At 42.4% G+C, this 16,978-nt stretch carries 21 protein-coding genes; 8 read left to right on the top strand and 13 right to left on the bottom strand.

The features are described from left to right. The gene (locus MUCPA_RS28375; protein ID WP_008511198.1) at positions 1-1,977 is read right to left on the bottom strand and encodes a type IV secretory system conjugative DNA transfer family protein; all 1,977 of its coding nucleotides are present in this window, start codon (positions 1,975-1,977) and stop codon (positions 1-3) included. A gap of 293 nt (positions 1,978-2,270) precedes the next feature. Here MUCPA_RS28375 and MUCPA_RS28365 point away from each other — a divergent pair, with 293 nt between their 5' ends. The 3 genes from MUCPA_RS28365 to MUCPA_RS28355 are packed head-to-tail and all read left to right on the top strand — an operon-like array spanning position 2,271 to position 4,178. Then, a complete protein-coding gene (locus MUCPA_RS28365) occupies positions 2,271-2,639 on the top strand; it encodes a plasmid mobilization protein (protein WP_008511197.1) in 369 nt (122 codons plus the stop codon). Next, positions 2,636-3,736, top strand: coding sequence for a relaxase/mobilization nuclease domain-containing protein (locus tag MUCPA_RS28360; RefSeq protein WP_008511195.1), 1,101 nt, complete (start codon positions 2,636-2,638; stop codon positions 3,734-3,736). Before MUCPA_RS28365 ends, MUCPA_RS28360 begins: the two co-directional genes overlap by 4 nt. A 40-nt stretch (positions 3,737-3,776) precedes the next feature. Beyond that, positions 3,777-4,178: a hypothetical protein gene (locus tag MUCPA_RS28355; RefSeq protein ID WP_008511194.1), complete on the top strand. Its 402-nt coding sequence runs from the start codon at positions 3,777-3,779 to the stop codon at positions 4,176-4,178. Between the two features lie 41 nt (positions 4,179-4,219). Here the strand turns inward: MUCPA_RS28355 and MUCPA_RS28350 are convergent, their stop codons facing one another. The 4 genes from MUCPA_RS28350 to MUCPA_RS28335 all read right to left on the bottom strand — a co-directional run bounded on the left by MUCPA_RS28350 (position 4,220) and on the right by MUCPA_RS28335 (position 7,067). Beyond that, positions 4,220-4,564: a LytR/AlgR family response regulator transcription factor gene (locus tag MUCPA_RS28350; protein ID WP_008511192.1), complete on the bottom strand. Its 345-nt coding sequence runs from the start codon at positions 4,562-4,564 to the stop codon at positions 4,220-4,222. 99 nt (positions 4,565-4,663) lie between these two features. Continuing rightward, positions 4,664-5,830 carry a hypothetical protein gene (locus MUCPA_RS28345; protein WP_008511191.1) on the bottom strand — a complete coding sequence of 389 codons (1,167 nt, stop codon included), beginning with the start codon at positions 5,828-5,830 and terminating at the stop codon, positions 4,664-4,666. Positions 5,831-5,841: 11 nt separating this feature from the next. Next, complete coding sequence (locus tag MUCPA_RS28340; protein ID WP_008511190.1) at positions 5,842-6,219, bottom strand: hypothetical protein; 378 nt, start codon at positions 6,217-6,219, stop codon at positions 5,842-5,844. 44 nt (positions 6,220-6,263) lie between these two features. Next, positions 6,264-7,067: a hypothetical protein gene (locus MUCPA_RS28335; protein WP_008511188.1), complete on the bottom strand. Its 804-nt coding sequence runs from the start codon at positions 7,065-7,067 to the stop codon at positions 6,264-6,266. Positions 7,068-7,162: 95 nt separating this feature from the next. On the opposite strand from MUCPA_RS28335, the gene MUCPA_RS39620 reads away from it, so the two are divergent. From MUCPA_RS39620 to MUCPA_RS28320, 3 genes are all read left to right on the top strand, one after another. Next, positions 7,163-7,390 (top strand): helix-turn-helix domain-containing protein, encoded by a 228-nt coding sequence (locus MUCPA_RS39620; RefSeq protein ID WP_008511186.1) that lies wholly within the window; start codon positions 7,163-7,165, stop codon positions 7,388-7,390. A gap of 64 nt (positions 7,391-7,454) precedes the next feature. After that, the gene (locus MUCPA_RS28325) at positions 7,455-7,889 is read left to right on the top strand and encodes a hypothetical protein (RefSeq protein ID WP_008511184.1); all 435 of its coding nucleotides are present in this window, start codon (positions 7,455-7,457) and stop codon (positions 7,887-7,889) included. An 89-nt stretch (positions 7,890-7,978) separates the two neighbouring features. After that, on the top strand, positions 7,979-8,494 hold the full coding sequence (locus tag MUCPA_RS28320) for a hypothetical protein (protein WP_008511182.1): 516 nt from the start codon (positions 7,979-7,981) through the stop codon (positions 8,492-8,494). An 84-nt stretch (positions 8,495-8,578) separates the two neighbouring features. Here MUCPA_RS28320 and MUCPA_RS28315 read toward each other — a convergent pair whose 3' ends face one another. The 8 genes from MUCPA_RS28315 to MUCPA_RS28275 all read right to left on the bottom strand — a co-directional run bounded on the left by MUCPA_RS28315 (position 8,579) and on the right by MUCPA_RS28275 (position 16,222). Continuing rightward, entirely contained in the window at positions 8,579-8,983 is a 405-nt protein-coding gene (locus MUCPA_RS28315; RefSeq protein ID WP_008511181.1) for a hypothetical protein, read from the bottom strand. Between the two features lie 154 nt (positions 8,984-9,137). After that, positions 9,138-10,400 (bottom strand): site-specific integrase, encoded by a 1,263-nt coding sequence (locus tag MUCPA_RS28310; RefSeq protein WP_008511179.1) that lies wholly within the window; start codon positions 10,398-10,400, stop codon positions 9,138-9,140. 736 nt (positions 10,401-11,136) lie between these two features. Continuing rightward, positions 11,137-12,078, bottom strand: coding sequence for a hypothetical protein (locus MUCPA_RS28300; RefSeq protein ID WP_008511174.1), 942 nt, complete (start codon positions 12,076-12,078; stop codon positions 11,137-11,139). A 404-nt stretch (positions 12,079-12,482) separates the two neighbouring features. Then, positions 12,483-13,040 (bottom strand): hypothetical protein, encoded by a 558-nt coding sequence (locus MUCPA_RS28295; protein ID WP_008511173.1) that lies wholly within the window; start codon positions 13,038-13,040, stop codon positions 12,483-12,485. A 688-nt stretch (positions 13,041-13,728) separates the two neighbouring features. Further along, a complete protein-coding gene (locus MUCPA_RS28290) occupies positions 13,729-13,968 on the bottom strand; it encodes a hypothetical protein (protein ID WP_008511172.1) in 240 nt (79 codons plus the stop codon). Between the two features lie 56 nt (positions 13,969-14,024). Then, on the bottom strand, positions 14,025-14,468 hold the full coding sequence (locus MUCPA_RS28285) for a hypothetical protein (protein WP_008511171.1): 444 nt from the start codon (positions 14,466-14,468) through the stop codon (positions 14,025-14,027). Then, positions 14,465-15,121, bottom strand: coding sequence for a recombinase family protein (locus MUCPA_RS28280; protein ID WP_008511169.1), 657 nt, complete (start codon positions 15,119-15,121; stop codon positions 14,465-14,467). The genes MUCPA_RS28285 and MUCPA_RS28280 overlap by 4 nt, the downstream gene beginning before the upstream one ends. 291 nt (positions 15,122-15,412) lie before the next feature. Further along, positions 15,413-16,222, bottom strand: coding sequence for a hypothetical protein (locus MUCPA_RS28275; protein ID WP_008511168.1), 810 nt, complete (start codon positions 16,220-16,222; stop codon positions 15,413-15,415). A gap of 137 nt (positions 16,223-16,359) precedes the next feature. Between MUCPA_RS28275 and MUCPA_RS28270 the strand changes: the two genes are divergently transcribed. Both MUCPA_RS28270 and MUCPA_RS28265 read left to right on the top strand, forming a co-directional pair. Further along, the gene (locus MUCPA_RS28270; RefSeq protein ID WP_008511166.1) at positions 16,360-16,620 is read left to right on the top strand and encodes a helix-turn-helix domain-containing protein; all 261 of its coding nucleotides are present in this window, start codon (positions 16,360-16,362) and stop codon (positions 16,618-16,620) included. Between the two features lie 12 nt (positions 16,621-16,632). Beyond that, a complete protein-coding gene (locus MUCPA_RS28265) occupies positions 16,633-16,866 on the top strand; it encodes a hypothetical protein (RefSeq protein ID WP_008511164.1) in 234 nt (77 codons plus the stop codon). Positions 16,867-16,978: the final 112 nt, after the last annotated feature.

Below are 16,978 nucleotides of genomic sequence, written 5' to 3'. Positions count from 1 at the left end.
TTAAATATAAGGATTTTTATCAGCTCTATCATCCCATTCCGTCACTTCATAATAAGGCAATTTATCTACATAGGTCGGCGGCAGATTATTTATAAACATGAATATCCGCTTGCTTGATTCCCGCCTTAATTCGTCAGGTGTAACCAATGCCCGTTTATTTGTTTCCGGTTCATCACCATTGTTGCCTTTTTTAACTATTGTATGCGAAGTTTCGCCAATAGCTTTACTAATATAATCAGCAGAAAAATTATCGTTGATCGTAAAATATTGCCGTATGGTACAATTAGCAATAAACGTTTCCCAATTATCTTTATACAAATTCTTTAACTGGATAAGCGATTGCAGAATAGGCCACACCGTAACGTTATACCCGGCATAGGTGCTCAGTGCCGTTTCAATTTCCGGCAGATAGCCTAATGCTGCAAATTCATCGAGGAGGAAAGTTACACGGTTTTTCGGTTGCCTGATAACCGCACGCATCATGCTCGTAACGATCAAGCGTAAATATCGACCATGTGAACGGAGTTTGTCGGCAGGGATGATAACATACAGCGTTGTTTTGCCATCTGCCAGCGTTTCAGGCTTAAAACCACTTTTTAGCGATTGTTGCAACGCAGGAGATTTAAGAAAATCCGTTGCCTGTAATACATTGGCAATGATACCGCCGAAAGTATCATCGCCAGCAGATTGAAGCTTCAATATTTCATGGGCGGCATTTTTAACAATAATGCCGTTTACCGGAACATCACAAACACCCATATCTTGAATAAGCTTATCCCAATCATCCGAAACCAGCCTTACCCATTCCCACAATGTGGTAAGGGTCTGGTTGTCTTTCGGCTGTGACGTAACAAGGTGCAGTAATAGGCCACTTACAATTGTTCGGGCAGAATCCGTCCAAAATTTATCCCCGCTTCCAGCCTCAATCGGCACGATCATTTCGGCGATCACTTGCACATCATCCACCAAATGCGGGGAATCGAGTTTAAGAATATCGAGAGGATTGTAGGTTTGGGTTTCGCCTAAATCGGAACCAAATAAATCCCACGGATTTAGGATAATAACTTGTTGCCCGATAGAACGCTGATATTTTTGGGTGATATAAGTATTTTCCGCTTTTGGGTCAATGATTACCCAGCTTGTTTGCACTTTCCCAGCCCCTAATAAATTAGGAATTATAATATTGGTGCCTTTACCGCCGCGCGTTCCCGCCACAGTCAGGATATGGCCTTTGTCGTCAAACAAATGGCCGTTGCCGATATAGAAACCTGTATCGTTCCGTAATGTATAAAGTTCGTCATTATGAGCAAACCGAGCCGAGCCGAATTTATTGCCCTCTGCAATGGCACTATTAATTCTACGCTGCCATAGTTTGAAAATCCCAAATACAATGAGGGTAATGGTTGTGTTGATTACCAAATAACCAAGAATAAGTCCTTTGGTATAATTGCCAGCGGCAAACACCGGGATTGCAACAATAAACAGTGCCAGCATTAGCAACCAAAAGACAATTGCCCCTAAGATCATCGCCAATCGTGTGATAGGCCGCATCGGCCATAAATACGCCCTTACAGACCGGCCATCAAAAAAGCGCCTATATGCCCGAACATAACCTAATAACGATCCTGCCAGCGATATAGGCGTGAGCAGAACCCCAACGAGGAAAACGAAAACATTATTCCGTGCTTCGTAATTCGCCCTAAATTCTATAAGCGTATCAAATTCGGCTTTGGTAATGCCCAATCGGCTAAAGATATCATCATCGTCACTTTTATTGGCCGCTTGTTGATATGGATTGCGGTTTGGTATCGGCGGCACCGTGTTATTTTTTTCCGGTGGAATATCTGAGGCATCGTTTTTATCGTCTGTAGTATTCTTCGATGGCGCGTGGCTATATTTTGGCTCCTTTCGGGTCTTCCCGAAATGAATATAAAAAGGCTTTATATTCTCATCGTCTGGCTTTTTTTCGTCGCTCATAAATAATAAGGTTTAGGAATTGTGGCGCCGTAATATAGGGAAATAATATCTGCAAGTATTATTTTTTCTTTTACAGGCATAACTCTTTTTACCTTTAGATGCACCGCCATTGTTTGTAATGCATATATGCGATTTTTCCTGAAAAGTTCGCTCTGAATACGTATCTTGTAGTCGTGTTGCAAGATGTGGGTTGTAGCTACAAAAACCCTTACGGGTAATTTCCGCACAACCCAAACTTGCAAGGGGGGCGATGCATCCCCCCTTAACCCCCCTTACCAAAATTCAAGAGCAAAATGGCAAGACCTGAAAAACTGGATGATGATAAGCGTGAGCTTATGATACGCTTGCGCGTAACCTCATCCGAGAAATCACAAATTTGGCAAAATGCCAAAAACGCCGGGTCAACGCCGAGTGATTTTTTGCGTGGCTTGGCATTGAATGCCAAGCCGTCACGTACCGTGCCGACACCAGACCGTGAATTGTTGCTCAAAATTTTGGCAGAGTTAAACAAGAACGGCAGCAATCTTAACCAGATTGCCCGAGTGCATAACCGGATGCGTGAAGATGGCGAACCTATCAACATCTCCGAACATGCCATGAACAGCGCCATTTACGGTGTTGATACATTGGTAAAACACCTAATGGAAATTTTAGGAAAATGATCTTACGGGTAGATATTCGCGGCAATGGTGCGCAGCTATCAAATTATTTGATGGCTTTGGGCGACAATTCACAGGTTGAAATCTTGGAGATCGATGGCCGTGAAACGTCCGATCTTGATTACCTGTACCAAACTATTATCAGCATGGAACTTAATTCGGAATTGACCAAAACCGATAAGGCTTTTTTCCATGCGCAAATCAATCCCGCCTACGGCGAGGATAAGGCCATGACACGGGAGGATTGGTATCTGGCGGCTGATATTCTCGCAAAAGGTACGGGTTACGAGAACCAGCGCCGTGTCATCACCCTGCATACCAAAAAAGGCCGCACCCATGCGCATGTGGTTTGGGAACGCTATAATCATGAAACAGGTAAGATGATTGACAATAAGAACAGCAAATACAAAGCTGATGCCACGCGATCAATTATGGAGCAGGCTTTAGGTCACAAACAAACCCCATATCGAAACCCTCACCGCTTTGACCTTAAGCAGGCCGCCACCGAACTATGGAACAAAACCACCACAGGAGCAGAATTTATCAAAGAAGCTCGAAAGGCTGGCTACATGGTTGCTGCTGGAACCGGAAACCGCCCTTTTATGATTGTGGATGGCACTGGACGTGCCTTTGACCTTGTGCGGCAACTGGACGGGGTTAGGACGAAAGAAGTCCGCGCCCGTTTGCGCCATGAGCCCTTGATAACAGATAAGCAGGCCATTGAATTAATGCGCGAACAAAGCAGCAAATCCGGCAAAACAGAACAGCAGAAGCAGGAACAAAAACCATCTGCCACGAATATCGCCAAAGATTTTGCCGATAACCGTTCAGATGGAACCAAGGAAGATGCGCAGGTTACCAACCAGCGCAAATTTGACCAAGTGTTTGAAGAATTTAAAGCAGCAAGTAAAGAAGCTACCAAACCAGCCGAACCCGATAAAACCGAACAGGAACGCAAACAGGAAGCAGCACAACAATTTGCTGAAAACAAATCAAAGACCGTTAACCAGCCAACGCCACAGGAACTGGAACGGCAAAAAATCGTTGCCGAACAGGAGCGGATTAAGCAACGCAGTTTACAACGTAAACGCCATCGATAATTTAATAAATTCCCTATCTTGGAAGTAATAATTACTTCTAATGGATTTAACCGAACTATTTGCCAAGCAACAACAAGAAATCGAAGATTTTAAAAAATTGCGTGATGCAACATGGTCTAATTTAAAAAAGGAACATGAAACATTAACCGCAGCGTTTGGCGGCAGGGCAAACATGCCGGAAGAATACCGCAAACGCATTGATGGACAGGTAGCGGATTTTAGCAAAGAGTGGTCAATGCAAGGCGGCACGCGCCATAATGATATTGTTGAACAACATGCTAAACAGCGCGAGGCCATTACAGGGAAGAAAAGCGAAACGCCAGCTCAGGCCAAACAGCAGGAAAAAGATATGATTTCCGAAAAACAAAAAGACCTACAAAAAATAATTGCCATGCAGCAAGCAATCCGTATTAAAAATGAGCAAAAAAAGCGGAAGAGGTAATTATATAAGTAAGGTTGGCTGCCTAAGAGAAGATTTGGTAACTATCTCGCTTTCTCTATCGCCGCTTTTAATTTGTCAGGATTGACTGGCTTAGTTACTATATCAATTTCACCTAAATTTAATCCCTCGAAATCACTGATAAAATGCGCAGTCACGAAAATTACCGCGATATGTGACGGCAAACGGTTCTTTACATCAATGCCGGACAGCTTATTCATATCCATATCTGAAAGAACGAGATCAACATTGCCTAAATGTTCAATTTCTCTTAATGCATTTACCGGATTGGTATTGGTGCCAACTAATTTGACGTTAGGCATTTCACTAATGTAAAATTCCAGCATATCAATATTATGTTGTTCGTCATCTATGATATAGCAATTCATATTTTACTGATTTAAGAAAGACCAGGCACATTGCTTGGTCTTTCTGTTATATTAATTAACGGGGAAACCAATTACGGCAATATACAAAATGTTGCCGTCTTAATAATGCGGCCATTCTGGCCCTAACACCGAAACGGCCATATTTACAGGAATATAAGCCGCCTTGATTGCTGTTAGCGTCGGTGTGGTTGATGGTTTCGTTGTGAAGATCACTTCTAAACTCCCATCATAAAATCCGTCAGAGCTTAGGAATAACCGCATTTGATTACAGCCGAATATTTTAGGGTCAAGTCCTGCAACCCTCAAAAACACCTTGCTTGTACTATCCGCAGGGTCAACAACCTGATTTAAGCCGCCTGTTTTGATATTACCGAATATCGCCGCATAGCTATAATCATCAAGCTTGGACACCGTAGCGTTGTTGGCGTTCACCCATTCAATTTTTAGATTTTTCGTTGCACCCAAACTCCCGCTATTATTGAATAACGCCCTGAAATAGAGGCTGCGTAAATCAGGATTTAATGGTTTGCTATTCGCAACGTCCCAAACTGATTGCCCCAGTGATATAATTTGGTCTTGGGTAATATAGGGATTGGCGGATTGCGGTGCTGCAATTTCTACATCCGTTATATTTATGTTCCCCGTAAAAAGCCCTTTGATAAACGTAGCCCCATAACGCGAATTGGTTGCACCGCTTGGCCGTGTAAATGTTAAATAGGTTAAATTATTCTGATAGCCTGCCCATCCGGGATATTTGGCCCAAACGAGTTTATACATCACTAAATTTAATTGGTTATAGCCTGTTTTAGCTTTATCAAAACCTTTCAGTTTAATTACGGCCGCACTGGCGCCAGTGGTATCAGTTGGGACAGTGCCGTTATCAATAACCTTGTCGGCATAACTTAAAACACCGTCAGGGCCGTTGGTCAGACCATCCGGCACCGAACCGAAACTTGTATTCGGCATTTCCATCGTATAGCCGGTGCCAGCCTTTAATACGACACGGTTCCCGCCGCCGAACAAGTCAGCAACGGTAATTTTGAAATTGGCATCAACGCCAAGCATGATACGGCTTATGGCGATTGTTTTAACAACATAGCCATTTGTATTGCCTGTGCCGCCTGTAGACCCAGTGCTTCCTGTACTGCCAGTACTACCAGTTACCCCCGTGTTGTTAGCTGGCGCAGGGTCGTTTGATTTACCGCCACCGCAGGCAGCAAATAGAATGCTTATAGCGATTATTAAATAAGATACTTTTCTTTTCATGGTTAATTGAATTAATAGAAATCAGGGCCGCCCGCTTTGCGGATTGCGACACATAAGCGTTGTGAAAATTCAGGTGCTTTACCGTGACCACCCGAAATAGTAATCCGGTGAATAGGCTTTTTGAAATCATCCATTGATATCTCGACCATTCCAATCGTGGAGCGTATGCCGCCGCCGGGCTGGGTTACAGTGTTGATACCTGTAACCTTTTTGACATCATAAACTTTACCTTTAATGGTAATGGTGCCTGGCTTAAAATCAACACGAACGCCAGCTTGTTGAAAATAATCATCGTTTGCAGTTACTATATTGCTTGTGAACATCCTGATAAAACGATAAACAGCAAAAACGATAACAAGTAGAAATAGGATTGTAAGAAGAAAATTCATGGTTGTAGGATTTAAATTTATAATGAGTTATTGGTTACTAATTATCAGTCAATGCCGAACGCAAACACATCGACGGTTGTAGAATTGGCAACAGGTTTACCCGAAAAGAAATATTCGCCCGCCGCAAGCTTGTTGGTGAATACGAACTTATAAAGGCCGTTGCCAAGTTGCACGGTATTGAACGGGATGGTATTTTTAGGCGCTTTAACACCGCTGAAAACACTCATGGACATGGCGATTGCGCTTCGTTTCTGGCCGTCAACTTTCAACTTATAGAGCACCAGTTCTGGTAACGGGTTGTTACCCGTATTGATAACGAAGGAAACGGAATCCGCACCGTTGAGGCGGATAGGGGATTTTGCGCCATCTATATCGTAGAATACTTCCGCACCGCCGTAACCGAAGGCTTTGTTTTTCGTGCGCATGCCCGAAGAGGCCTTTTCGATAGGTTTATAAGCATTACCCGCATTGTCAAAGTAATAAGGGTAATTCAGTATTTGTAGGGATAGGCTTGCTTTCCGGCCTTGTGGCATTTTGGTTGTTTGCATAGCGGCGACCGCGGGGGGAGCGCCGTTTAATTTTGACATCATTGCATTGATGACAGCGCTATTTACCCCTGCCTTTTTTAATTCAATCAGTTTGACGGTTGATAAATCAAAATTGGATTGCGAACTCGCGATCTTTGAAAGGATAACATCGTCACCCAATCCCGCTTTGCTCAATTCGATGATAGAAGCATCGGTTAGCGTTTCTGAACTGGCGGCATTTTTTTTGACGGTTTTTTGTTGCGCATGGCAAGGCAGGCTTATGATACAAGCCGCCGCAAGTAATAAAATTCTTAGTTTCATATGGGGCTGATTTTATAATTCAAATCTATTAAATAAGATTTTAATTTAGGCACGCATGCCTAAATTTTATTTGTGTAGGTGCGTCACATTTGCTTATGGCTTTGTCATGGGAAAATGATGGTATAATATTATTCGGGCAGAATGTCCGTGCGTACAGGAAAGCAAAAAAGCTTTCGATGCAAGCTCTCGCGCATTTAGCTGAAATAGAGCTATCTCAAATTTCAAGAATAGAAACAGGGAAGATTAACCCCAAGCTTTCAACCATTTTGATAATTGCCAAAGCTTTGGATATTTCCCCAAATGAATTATTCACAAAGGGGTAAGTTTTTGTACATTTATCCTTGTGTTTTAAGCTATCAAAGATTTTTAACCATTACATTGTCGTACATGGAAACTATTAAGTTAGATCCACTCAAAGCAGAAATAAAAACACTCGTACTGGGTGGAAAGAAGCTAACTAAATCTATATTTAGACAAATAGAATTTAGGGATTGCGTTGATGAGAGAATGAATTTCACAGGCGATAAATGTTTCGGTTACGTCAAAGATGGCGAGCATCGTTTCGTTTTATGGTTGTATAATGGCAATTTAAGAAAAATGGGGCTTTCGCCATACATGCGTCTAAAAGAATTAGAATATGATAGCACCACACTAGATATTGAGCTGTTTGTGTTTAAATGCAAACTTGGATACTATGCGACCGAAGAAAGAGGTGGCTATACTATTGAATTTAAAGAAGGTGAAAGACAAAAATATAATGAATTGGTAGTTAAGGTTAAGAAATTAATTTCCGAAGTGATGGAAAACCAAATATTCTTATAATTTCAACGGCTATAATCATATTTATACTGAACAAATTGTTAGCCAGCAAAAGAAAAAATATTAATTACCTTTTGTAATCATATTTCATCATGTCAAATTCCAAAGAAAACCGCATTTGTGGTAGTGTGAATGTTTACGAAATAAAACCATTAAAGGGGCCTGATCGATTATTGCGTATGCATGTGTTAATAGAAAAGGCTTGGATGATGAAAGATAATATCAATATGCTTGCAGAATTATCAAAAGCATTAATCTATACCTATCATGGGATTGCTATTGATTTTCCAACGACTGCGCTTTTAGAAGCATTACCCACAAATGAACGTTATCGTCATATGAGATACGGGGAACAAATAAATGGCATATTGGGAATAGAAATTTTATTTATGCGTAACAGCGATAGTGTTTTCACTATGCGTTATTACACGGAACACATAGAATTTGAACGAAATTTAGGCGATGTAGATAATTATATAAGCCGCAATAAAATAGATATGAGTGAATACGAACCTAAATTTACGCTTAAAGATATGAGGGAAGGTATTTCAGTTGAGCCAGTTTCTATTAAAATAAATTATACAAAACCTTCCAATAAAGTAAAATAATTCCTCATCAACTACAATCATCCACTGCTTCGATTGAGCTAATTTATTATCATTGAGGCTTCATTCAATTTTATCCTGATATAATCAAAGAGCCGCGAAGACTGCGTTGGCATCTATTGTGTTGACCGTTCTTTGCTGTGCAGCCGATGCCGCGTAAGTTTTTGGGATATATAATATCTTATAAGTTGTAAAAGTAGCAATTGCGGCATGGGTTCCACCATACGTACGACATGCGCAAATAATATCATCACATTTGGCAGCCACTAATGTATCTAAACGATCATGCACTAAATCGTAGCTGTCCCCAGCACTTGTGATACCGAGTTTGAGTTTTCCTTTCGTGTAAATTTCCAGAAAGTCTTTCCCGTATACTTTTCTGCTGCCCGCCAGTAAAGTATATCCATTTGTGGCTAAAATTGACGGTAACATACCAATTGTTGTTGACTTGCCAGACTCGGCCCGTCCTTTTAAAGCGATTATTTTGCCCATTGTGATTTATGATTGAATGATAAATATATGATTTATGTATTCGAATGGGAAAATAAGTTATAAATAAAGTATATCAATATCGGAATAAAAGATTACATACGATGACTATTGCAAGCCACCGTATATAATAGGCCTATAAAATTTTAGGATTGTCTTAGGTGTCACTTGCGACTTTCTTTTTCACTTTATCTAATACCGTGGCAAGTGCCTTATCTGTTTCCTTATTGATAAAGTTACCCATATATTCCATCGTCGTCGTTATTTTAGAATGCCTAAATATTTTTTGAAGCATCACAAGCGGAATGTTTTCGCCCGCAAGGTTGCCAAATGTGTGGCGGGCAATGTGCAACGTCAGGCGGTGGACAATTTTGGCCGTAGGGGCGACGTTTTTTCGCAACCATTTATCCACCCGTACCACGCTGTCATTGATAATCTTCTCAACTAAAAACTCGTCGTTGAGGTTTTTTATCTGCTTAAGTTCAGGAAAGATAAAATCATGCGCATTGCGGCGGTCATGTTCATATTGTTTCAGGATGGTAAACACGTGCGGGTCAACCTCAATCGTTCCGGCGACATTGTTTTTCCCCATGGTATAATACAAGCGGTTTTCCCTGAAATCCGACCACTTCAACCGGAAGATATCCGAGGCACGCATCCCACCAAAATAGAAGGATATCAACCATAAGTTGCGGGCATGGTTATGGTTAGGATTGGTAAATTCCGCATCTATGATGCGTTGCACATCTTCTGCATCCAGCCCGATTTTGGCGGCTTTGGGTATTTTGATGGAAAGGCCGTTTTTACCGAACGGATAATATTTCTTTTCAGTGGCACCGTTTTCTATGGCTTTGCTGAATACCGAGCGAATAATAACAATGTGGTTTACGACTGTCCTTTCACCTATAGGGCGCTTTTCCTTGCCAACGGTGCGGGTGGAACGTAACCACACTTTATAGCGTTCCAATAGTGCAACGGTTATATCATTGAACGCGATATCATTGCCATTCAAAAACTCTTTGAAACGTGCGATGCGGGGAGTGTTAGCGTTATATTCATTAAAGTTGCCTGTCGCTTTCAGGTCATTCATAAAGGCTTCGGCTTGGACGAAGAAACTGCCGCCAGTTTTCGGCTTTATTTTCTTCATAAGCGTTCGTGATGAAATCTGTTCATCTACCGTTGAAGCATCTATCGCCGTGTTGTTGGCCTCGGCCAGCTTTTTCAGCAGGTAATTATTCAGTTTTGTTGCATTGGGGTGTGATTTTTTAACCTTGCGTTTTTGCGCATCCCAATGCTCATGCAACAGGTTTACGCCGATATGCGAGATTGAGGGTTTGCCGTCTTTCAGAACCTTTAAAACAAGCGGAGAAGTACCATCTGCAAGCAATGTTTTGCGAAGATAAAATTTGATTGTTGCCATATCCGTGTCACGTATGTGTCACGCAATTTACGAATTTTCTTGGATTTTATTGTTATATATTGGAGAAAAAAGTGCATTTTTAGGCCATTAAAGCACATTTTATATCAAGATATATTAGTATCCTTAGGATTCATAACCCTAAGGTCGGCAGTTCGATCCTGCTCCCCGCTACTGAAAATCAGCCTGTTACGATAAAAAGTAACAGGCTTTTTTATTTTGGTACAACATAGGTACAACATTTTTGGGAACAGCATTTATTCTTTTTTTTAACAAAAAAAGTGACTGTGAAAGCGGCTTTGCCGCACAGAAAAAATATCCCCTCCCCCATTCACCATTTCGCGCCTGGTATTTACAGAGCCGCAGTCATCAAACTTTAGCCTACAAAATAAGTTTCTAAAGGCCATTACGACGACATTAGTTAATTTTAATAAAGACAAAAATGGCTTCAACTTCAAGAAAGAACAGGAGCTGCAACATGCTTCTGAGCTCCCGGTGTTGTCATAACTTTTGGGGTTGGCGTCCTGCGTAAAGAAGATGGTGGCGGCCGGAATACCAGCTATGCGCTCAAAACCATCTAAATAAAAAACCGCTGCATAACCTGCGGCGGTTTTATCGAACAACAATTAAGGGGAAAAGGGCTCAATGCAGCCGTTAATTTTTGGCAGAGAAATGAGCAATTTGTCAACGTCAATTACTTCATCCTGAGCCATATAAAAACTGTAAGCCATTCTTTTGATTAGCGTGAAACAACCGGAACCGGGCACCCGGGATTTGGTGTTGCAGAGATACGCGGCTGGTGAAGTCGCCCAAGCTCCCCCATCTCCGCTTCTTGCGCAACATAAATACCCGGCTTGAATACGCCACATCCAGGCGCTTGGGTGAAAAGTGGTTTTTCCTCACCTAATTGCGCATTATCGTAATCACCTCGCCAAGGTTCGGCCGGGAAATGTTTTGCCATAAAAACATCAGTGTAATGGGTAGCGTCTTGTTCCCGGGCAGGACATCTATCCATAGCCATGACATAATGTTCCGCCCGCAATTTTTCATAAAATTGTGGATCTGTAAGTAGAGGATAGGTAAATGAACCTTTAGGTACTTTGGCCAAATCTGCCAGTTTCGTTAACAACTGTTGAGAATCATTTTGAAACTCTTTGTCAACAATGTCTCGTGCCTGATCACGCGATAATGTCGAATCATTGTGCATTAAACTGTCCACATGCTCTAGATAATATGTATAGGCTGCTTTCGTTACTGATTTGCGTTGATCGGGTGTGAGATGATCGGAAACCAGCATTTTATGTTGATCTATGTAAGCGAGAACAGCTTTACTAACGTTGAAATCAGCAAGGTGAAACATCTCATGCACTATCACGCCAGTAAGAGATAAATGTTGCGGGCCCTGTGGGGTATTCACAGTGACTTTTTTGATTTGATCAAGGTTTAAAAGAAGATTATTTGCGTCAAACATCGGCGCAGCCGAAGACCCAAATAATTTACTCGTATCGGGCTCAATGGTAATCGGCCCTTTACAATTAGCATATATCATTTCGATTAGTTCTTCGCCGTCCTTGCCAGTGGCGGCAATATCGTTCAACGCTTTTTCGACCAGTCCTTTATTTTCTTTAAACCTATCAGAAACTCTAATGTAGTTTTTCCAGTTAAAGGAAGAATCGGCCATATTGCTCTCCGGTTTATTAATAATGTAGCATAATGGAAGAACATTAATTTTTTATTAATGAAGCTCGTTCCAACATCTAACATAAAGCAGATTTTTATATGACTGAAAGGTTCGACCTTTAAATGATTTCATCATTTGGCGATCAACCTGTTACATATAGAGATGCCGATTGGCCTCAAAAGATGCGCGATAATTTGGTGTTTAATTGGGGATACTGCTGGAAAACCGCCCACCGTCTTTAAGCCATATGTTTATTTTGGAGACTGCACGCGAGACTAGCAGCTTCGCGCCATAAAAACGGCAATTCCTTCAATCTCGTTAAAAGATTTCATTATCTCCGCAAAAAAAACGGAGATAATGGATTCTCTTTAGGGCCTGAAAGGCATAGGCCCAAAATTGCAGGGTCAATTTTTCACTGCATACTCGAAATAATCTAGGTTGATAGCGAACAATGCCCACATTTTGCCATTCCATTGCTTAACATCTGTGTGAAATTGATCGGTGATTGCCTGCTCTAATTTATTGTAAGATTCTTTATCAATCGATTCAGTCAGCGTTAGCATCAAGGCAGCCGTTAAACCAAACGCATTAAAAGGCTTCACCACATCGCCATCATCGGGCGCGATTAGATCATTAAAATAAAACCCGCCCACCCCTCTTATCAACCGAACGGACGTATGGATATCACGATTGAACACGTGATCCTTGCTGATAAAAGTAACATCGACATAATCATCATGCACATCATAGGTGCCGCTTTCGTAGTCATTGGAGACATGCGCGGCCTGACATAAATCCTTCACCCCTTTGGAATAAAAAAAATCCTGCATTTTCTGCGCAGAGGCTTTTGGGGATGTGGTAAAAAACCCGGCAACAATAAGCAGGGTAAGAGCAAAAGGCTTCGCTTTTAGACGGTTCAAAACAATGGGTAATGCTGCCTGATTTCGATTTTTTGTTTTCATATTTTTTTATTTATCTGTGTCATTACTTTGTGAACCGTGCCCACGTGCCATTATTCCGATTGCTGCCGTTAGGTCGGAATCTTCAGCCGGTTCAGTTCGTCGGTGATCGCGCGCACCGTTTCAAAACCATTTTTCAATAAACCGCGGATCGTCGGCAGCATCGCCAATGCGAAGCGACAGCGATGGCGTCGATCACTTTTGGAATCTTATCCGGTATTTGACTGAATGACGTCAGAGGCGGTAAAAAACCAAGCAGAGATACCAGCATTCCAATTATTATAGGCAATTCAACGACATTCGAATCATTGATAAAACGATGTAATGTTAGCAAACTGCCCATTGATAAAAAAAGGTACTTTTACGGTATTTTTTGAGATTATATATTTTGATTAATGCAGAACCGGCAGAAAACTCACTAACCTGTAGCATGCAAAAAGCTTCAAAGGCCGTTACGACGATATTAGTTACTTCCAATAAAGACAAAAAGTAGCTTCATGACACGACCTTTTTATGTTTACCTTATGTGTCGATCATAACATCCTTTTTACAGAACTGCCTGAATGCATAAGAACTTGATTGAAGCCAGTTCATTTTACCGGCATTTTGCATGCAAAAAAAATCCTTTCGCGGTGACCGGAAAGGATTGGGAGAAATCAATAAGGGGAAGGGATATTGTAATACGCAGTAATTAATGGTTCACATAAACCCATTTACCATCAGGGCCGATATAGAATGACACAAAGCCGCCCTGATGCTGCAACTGATTCTGGTGGCTTGCGTTCTGATCGTTGTGCGGAATTTGCTTTTTTTGAAGGTGATTTTTTAGCCATGTGTAAGCATCCACCCCAGCAGCGCCTGCGGCTGCGTTGCGCATAAATATTAGCACTTCTTCGCCATGTTTGGCAGCGACTGTAATGAATCGTTTCATAATGATAAATTTAAATTGTGAATGAATAAATACGGTTGTTATTGGATAATTCTGAATTAGCTTCCGGCGGAAAGATTCTTTTGAGTTGCCTGGATTACGGCATTTGCAAACGCTTTCACGCCGCCATGCTCCCGGTAATAATCGGGGAGTAATTGCTCCAACACATCGTAGCGAGCACGTTGCGCTGCCATTCCAAGAAATCTTAACGTTGAGGGGGATTCTTTTTTCATAATGGTCAAATCTTCAGGCTCCCATCTTTTATAAGACTTAACCCATACCGTACGCTGACCATCCGTGTGATAATCCTGATCTTCGCAGTAGTAGGCTTCTTTAATTGAGTTTATGGCCGCTTGAATTTTGGGATTCTGCTGCGCCGATACCGTTCGGGCCGATAGCATCGTTATGACGAGTAAAAATGCCCGGGTAAGGATAAAAGACTTCGCTTTTAGACGGCTCAAAACATTAGGTAACGGTGCCTGATTTCGGTTTTTTGTTTTCATATTTTTTTATTTATCTGTGTCATTACTTTGTGGACCGTGCCTACGTGCCATTTGCTGCCGTTATTCCGATAGGTCGGAATCTTCAGCCGGTTCAGCTCGTCGGTGATCGCGCGCACCGTTTCAAAACCATCTTTCAACAAACCGGTGATCGTTGGTAGCATCGCCAATGCGAAACGATGCGACAGCTCACGGTTTTCCTTTGATAAAACATAGCGCCCATAGGTTCCAAGCTCGACGCCTTTGGCCTTCGCGGCCTGCAATGCGAGTGACGTACGTTTGCTAATCTGGTCGCGCTCGTGCTCGGCAACAGCCGCCATGATATGCATGACGAATTTCTCGCCGGTCGGCACATCAATCGCCTTAAAATCGATGCCCGCTTCAAGCAGACCAGTAACAAAATTTAGATTCCGGCTCATCCGGTCGAGTTTTGCCACCATCAACGTCGCTTGCCTACGCTTGCATTGAAGCAGCGCGCTTTTTAAGACAGGCCGGTGGTTATTCTTACCGGATTCTATTTCGATATATTCCTTTTCCAGGGAATAATCATTGTTCGTCGCGAAATCCCTTACCGCCTTGACCTGCGCTTCTATCCCTAAGCCGCTTTCCGCCTGCCGCCCGGTTGACACTCGGTAATACGCGATTGCCTTTTTCATATTTCTTGTTTTTCGCAAAGGTTAAAAACACCACTGCGCCAGACAATCCGTTATGAAGTAAACCAACGTTTACCTTTGAACAGAGCTATCGTCCAATTCAGTAATATTGAGAAAATCACTATCGTGGAAGTTGATGTTTATCAACGAATTATAGCTTTAAGGAAAAAATAAAAACGTCCGCTTGTGGTTGGGTTTTGTTCGGAAGCATACGTTGGTTTACACATGAACAAATTTTTTATGAAATATTTTCGCTTCGTTTCAAACGCAGGCTTTGAGCATTTGATTCTCTGCTTAACCCATCTGCTTTGATGTCGGTTTCGGCTTCTGACCAACTAACGGTGAAGCCACATCGTTCATGGTGAGTTTATCGTTCGCCGATTTGGGGTTCTCATCAAAATCCGCCATTGATACGCTATTATTTATAGATGTATTCTTATCTATCCCCGCCAAATCCCTATCCACCGCCTGATGCCGATCATCACTTTTCTTCTTCGCATCCTCGAACAGCGGCTTCGCTTCCGGGTGCTTCGCCATCTGCGGCTCCGCCTGTAACAGCATCGCGTCATCAACGGCATCGAGTTCTTTCTGTTTGGCGATGTCACGCGGGTGCGTTTTCAGATATTCCATCAATTCTTTGTGTTTGTTCCAAAGCCCATCATTCAAGTTGATGCCAGCTTTCCGCATCTTCTCGAAATCGTCGTCGATATCTTTGTTGTCCGCTTCAATCTGCTGCCACAGCTGCGCTTCTTTTTGCTGCGCGCTCATCCCCTTATCGCCAGCGCCATTTACCGCGGCGGCGGCTTCCGACAACGCCGCCGTGAGCGCCGCGCGCGAAAGCTTACCATTTCCCAAAGCACCCCGCAGTTTGGTGAGAGCCGCCGATAGTTTGAGCGCGGCGCTGTCATCCAGGTTGCCGCCGTCGAGTAATTGCTGGATATTTTCGACAACCGTTTCAGCCTGCTGCTTTAAATCCTCCACGTCATTTTTACCGGAAGAGGTTGTGTCAAACGACACCTGTTTGAGATTTTCCAACGCGCCGGAGGCTAATACAGCCGATCTGGCTTCGTCCGTTAATGCATCATGATCGCCCGCGTTGCTCATCACCTAACCTTTAGCCCCTTTTCTTTGAAGTATAACCGACAATCGTTAACAATTGATAAATTACCATCCATTTATTTTAATACGGCATATAAATTATTATTTTTAAAGGATATTTAACCTTACCAACTCTCAATCCAATGGAAGTCATCTGCTTACACGACGAGGCGTTTTACTCCCTCATCGAGCGCGTTGTCGAGCGCATCAAGGAAAAACAGAACAATATGTCTGTCAAATGGATCAGCGGCGAGGAAACGATGAAAATACTGCGCATCACCAGCAAGACCACCCTGCAAAAGCTCCGCGACGAGGGCAAAATCCGGTTCTCGCAGCCGGAGAAAAAAATCATCCTTTATGATATCGACTCGATCAATGCGTATTTAAATAAACACAGCTATTAAAAATTACCCGTTATGGACGAACAGGAACAAAAATATATTGATGGGTTTAATAGCGGCTATTTGCTGGCGAAACATGAGCCCACACTGGCCGCGCAAATTACCAGCAGCCCTAATGAGCACAACCCTTTTTTCAGCGGACTGGTAAGCGGCAAGGCCGAATATGAAAGAGAAGTGCGTGAATGGGCCAAAGGCTTTTCGCGCGGTGGCCCGGTTCAGGATGACAGGGATAAAAACCGGGATCGGTAACAGCATCGCGGAGGAAATGCGGAGAATCGACTATTTAATCTCCGCACATTATGCGGAGATAAGCAAGATACACGCAAAAAGCGAGTTCTCAAGCATACCTTCTGTCACTTTG

It is taken from the genome of Mucilaginibacter paludis DSM 18603, assembly GCF_000166195.2.
Classification (GTDB): Bacteria; Bacteroidota; Bacteroidia; order Sphingobacteriales; family Sphingobacteriaceae; genus Mucilaginibacter; species Mucilaginibacter paludis.
This window is presented reverse-complemented; position numbering and strand designations above follow the sequence as displayed.

Bases quoted from the DNA above. Each gene is read 5' to 3' on its own strand.
- MUCPA_RS28335 (WP_008511188.1), bottom strand. From the start codon at position 7,067: ATGAAACTAAGAATTTTATTACTTGCGGCGGCTTGTATCATAAGCCTG.
- MUCPA_RS28360 (WP_008511195.1), top strand. From the start codon at position 2,636: ATGATCTTACGGGTAGATATTCGCGGCAATGGTGCGCAGCTATCAAAT.
- MUCPA_RS28295 (WP_008511173.1), bottom strand. From the start codon at position 13,040: ATGAAAACAAAAAATCGAAATCAGGCAGCATTACCCATTGTTTTGAAC.
- MUCPA_RS28290 (WP_008511172.1), bottom strand. From the start codon at position 13,968: ATGAAACGATTCATTACAGTCGCTGCCAAACATGGCGAAGAAGTGCTA.
- MUCPA_RS28265 (WP_008511164.1), top strand. From the start codon at position 16,633: ATGGACGAACAGGAACAAAAATATATTGATGGGTTTAATAGCGGCTAT.
- MUCPA_RS28365 (WP_008511197.1), top strand. From the start codon at position 2,271: ATGGCAAGACCTGAAAAACTGGATGATGATAAGCGTGAGCTTATGATA.
- MUCPA_RS39620 (WP_008511186.1), top strand. From the start codon at position 7,163: ATGGCTTTGTCATGGGAAAATGATGGTATAATATTATTCGGGCAGAAT.
- MUCPA_RS28355 (WP_008511194.1), top strand. From the start codon at position 3,777: ATGGATTTAACCGAACTATTTGCCAAGCAACAACAAGAAATCGAAGAT.
- MUCPA_RS28310 (WP_008511179.1), bottom strand. From the start codon at position 10,400: ATGGCAACAATCAAATTTTATCTTCGCAAAACATTGCTTGCAGATGGT.
- MUCPA_RS28340 (WP_008511190.1), bottom strand. From the start codon at position 6,219: ATGAATTTTCTTCTTACAATCCTATTTCTACTTGTTATCGTTTTTGCT.
- MUCPA_RS28280 (WP_008511169.1), bottom strand. From the start codon at position 15,121: ATGAAAAAGGCAATCGCGTATTACCGAGTGTCAACCGGGCGGCAGGCG.
- MUCPA_RS28345 (WP_008511191.1), bottom strand. From the start codon at position 5,830: ATGAAAAGAAAAGTATCTTATTTAATAATCGCTATAAGCATTCTATTT.
- MUCPA_RS28270 (WP_008511166.1), top strand. From the start codon at position 16,360: ATGGAAGTCATCTGCTTACACGACGAGGCGTTTTACTCCCTCATCGAG.
- MUCPA_RS28315 (WP_008511181.1), bottom strand. From the start codon at position 8,983: ATGGGCAAAATAATCGCTTTAAAAGGACGGGCCGAGTCTGGCAAGTCA.
- MUCPA_RS28320 (WP_008511182.1), top strand. From the start codon at position 7,979: ATGTCAAATTCCAAAGAAAACCGCATTTGTGGTAGTGTGAATGTTTAC.
- MUCPA_RS28350 (WP_008511192.1), bottom strand. From the start codon at position 4,564: ATGAATTGCTATATCATAGATGACGAACAACATAATATTGATATGCTG.
- MUCPA_RS28275 (WP_008511168.1), bottom strand. From the start codon at position 16,222: ATGAGCAACGCGGGCGATCATGATGCATTAACGGACGAAGCCAGATCG.
- MUCPA_RS28300 (WP_008511174.1), bottom strand. From the start codon at position 12,078: ATGGCCGATTCTTCCTTTAACTGGAAAAACTACATTAGAGTTTCTGAT.
- MUCPA_RS28325 (WP_008511184.1), top strand. From the start codon at position 7,455: ATGGAAACTATTAAGTTAGATCCACTCAAAGCAGAAATAAAAACACTC.
- MUCPA_RS28285 (WP_008511171.1), bottom strand. From the start codon at position 14,468: ATGAAAACAAAAAACCGAAATCAGGCACCGTTACCTAATGTTTTGAGC.
- MUCPA_RS28375 (WP_008511198.1), bottom strand. From the start codon at position 1,977: ATGAGCGACGAAAAAAAGCCAGACGATGAGAATATAAAGCCTTTTTAT.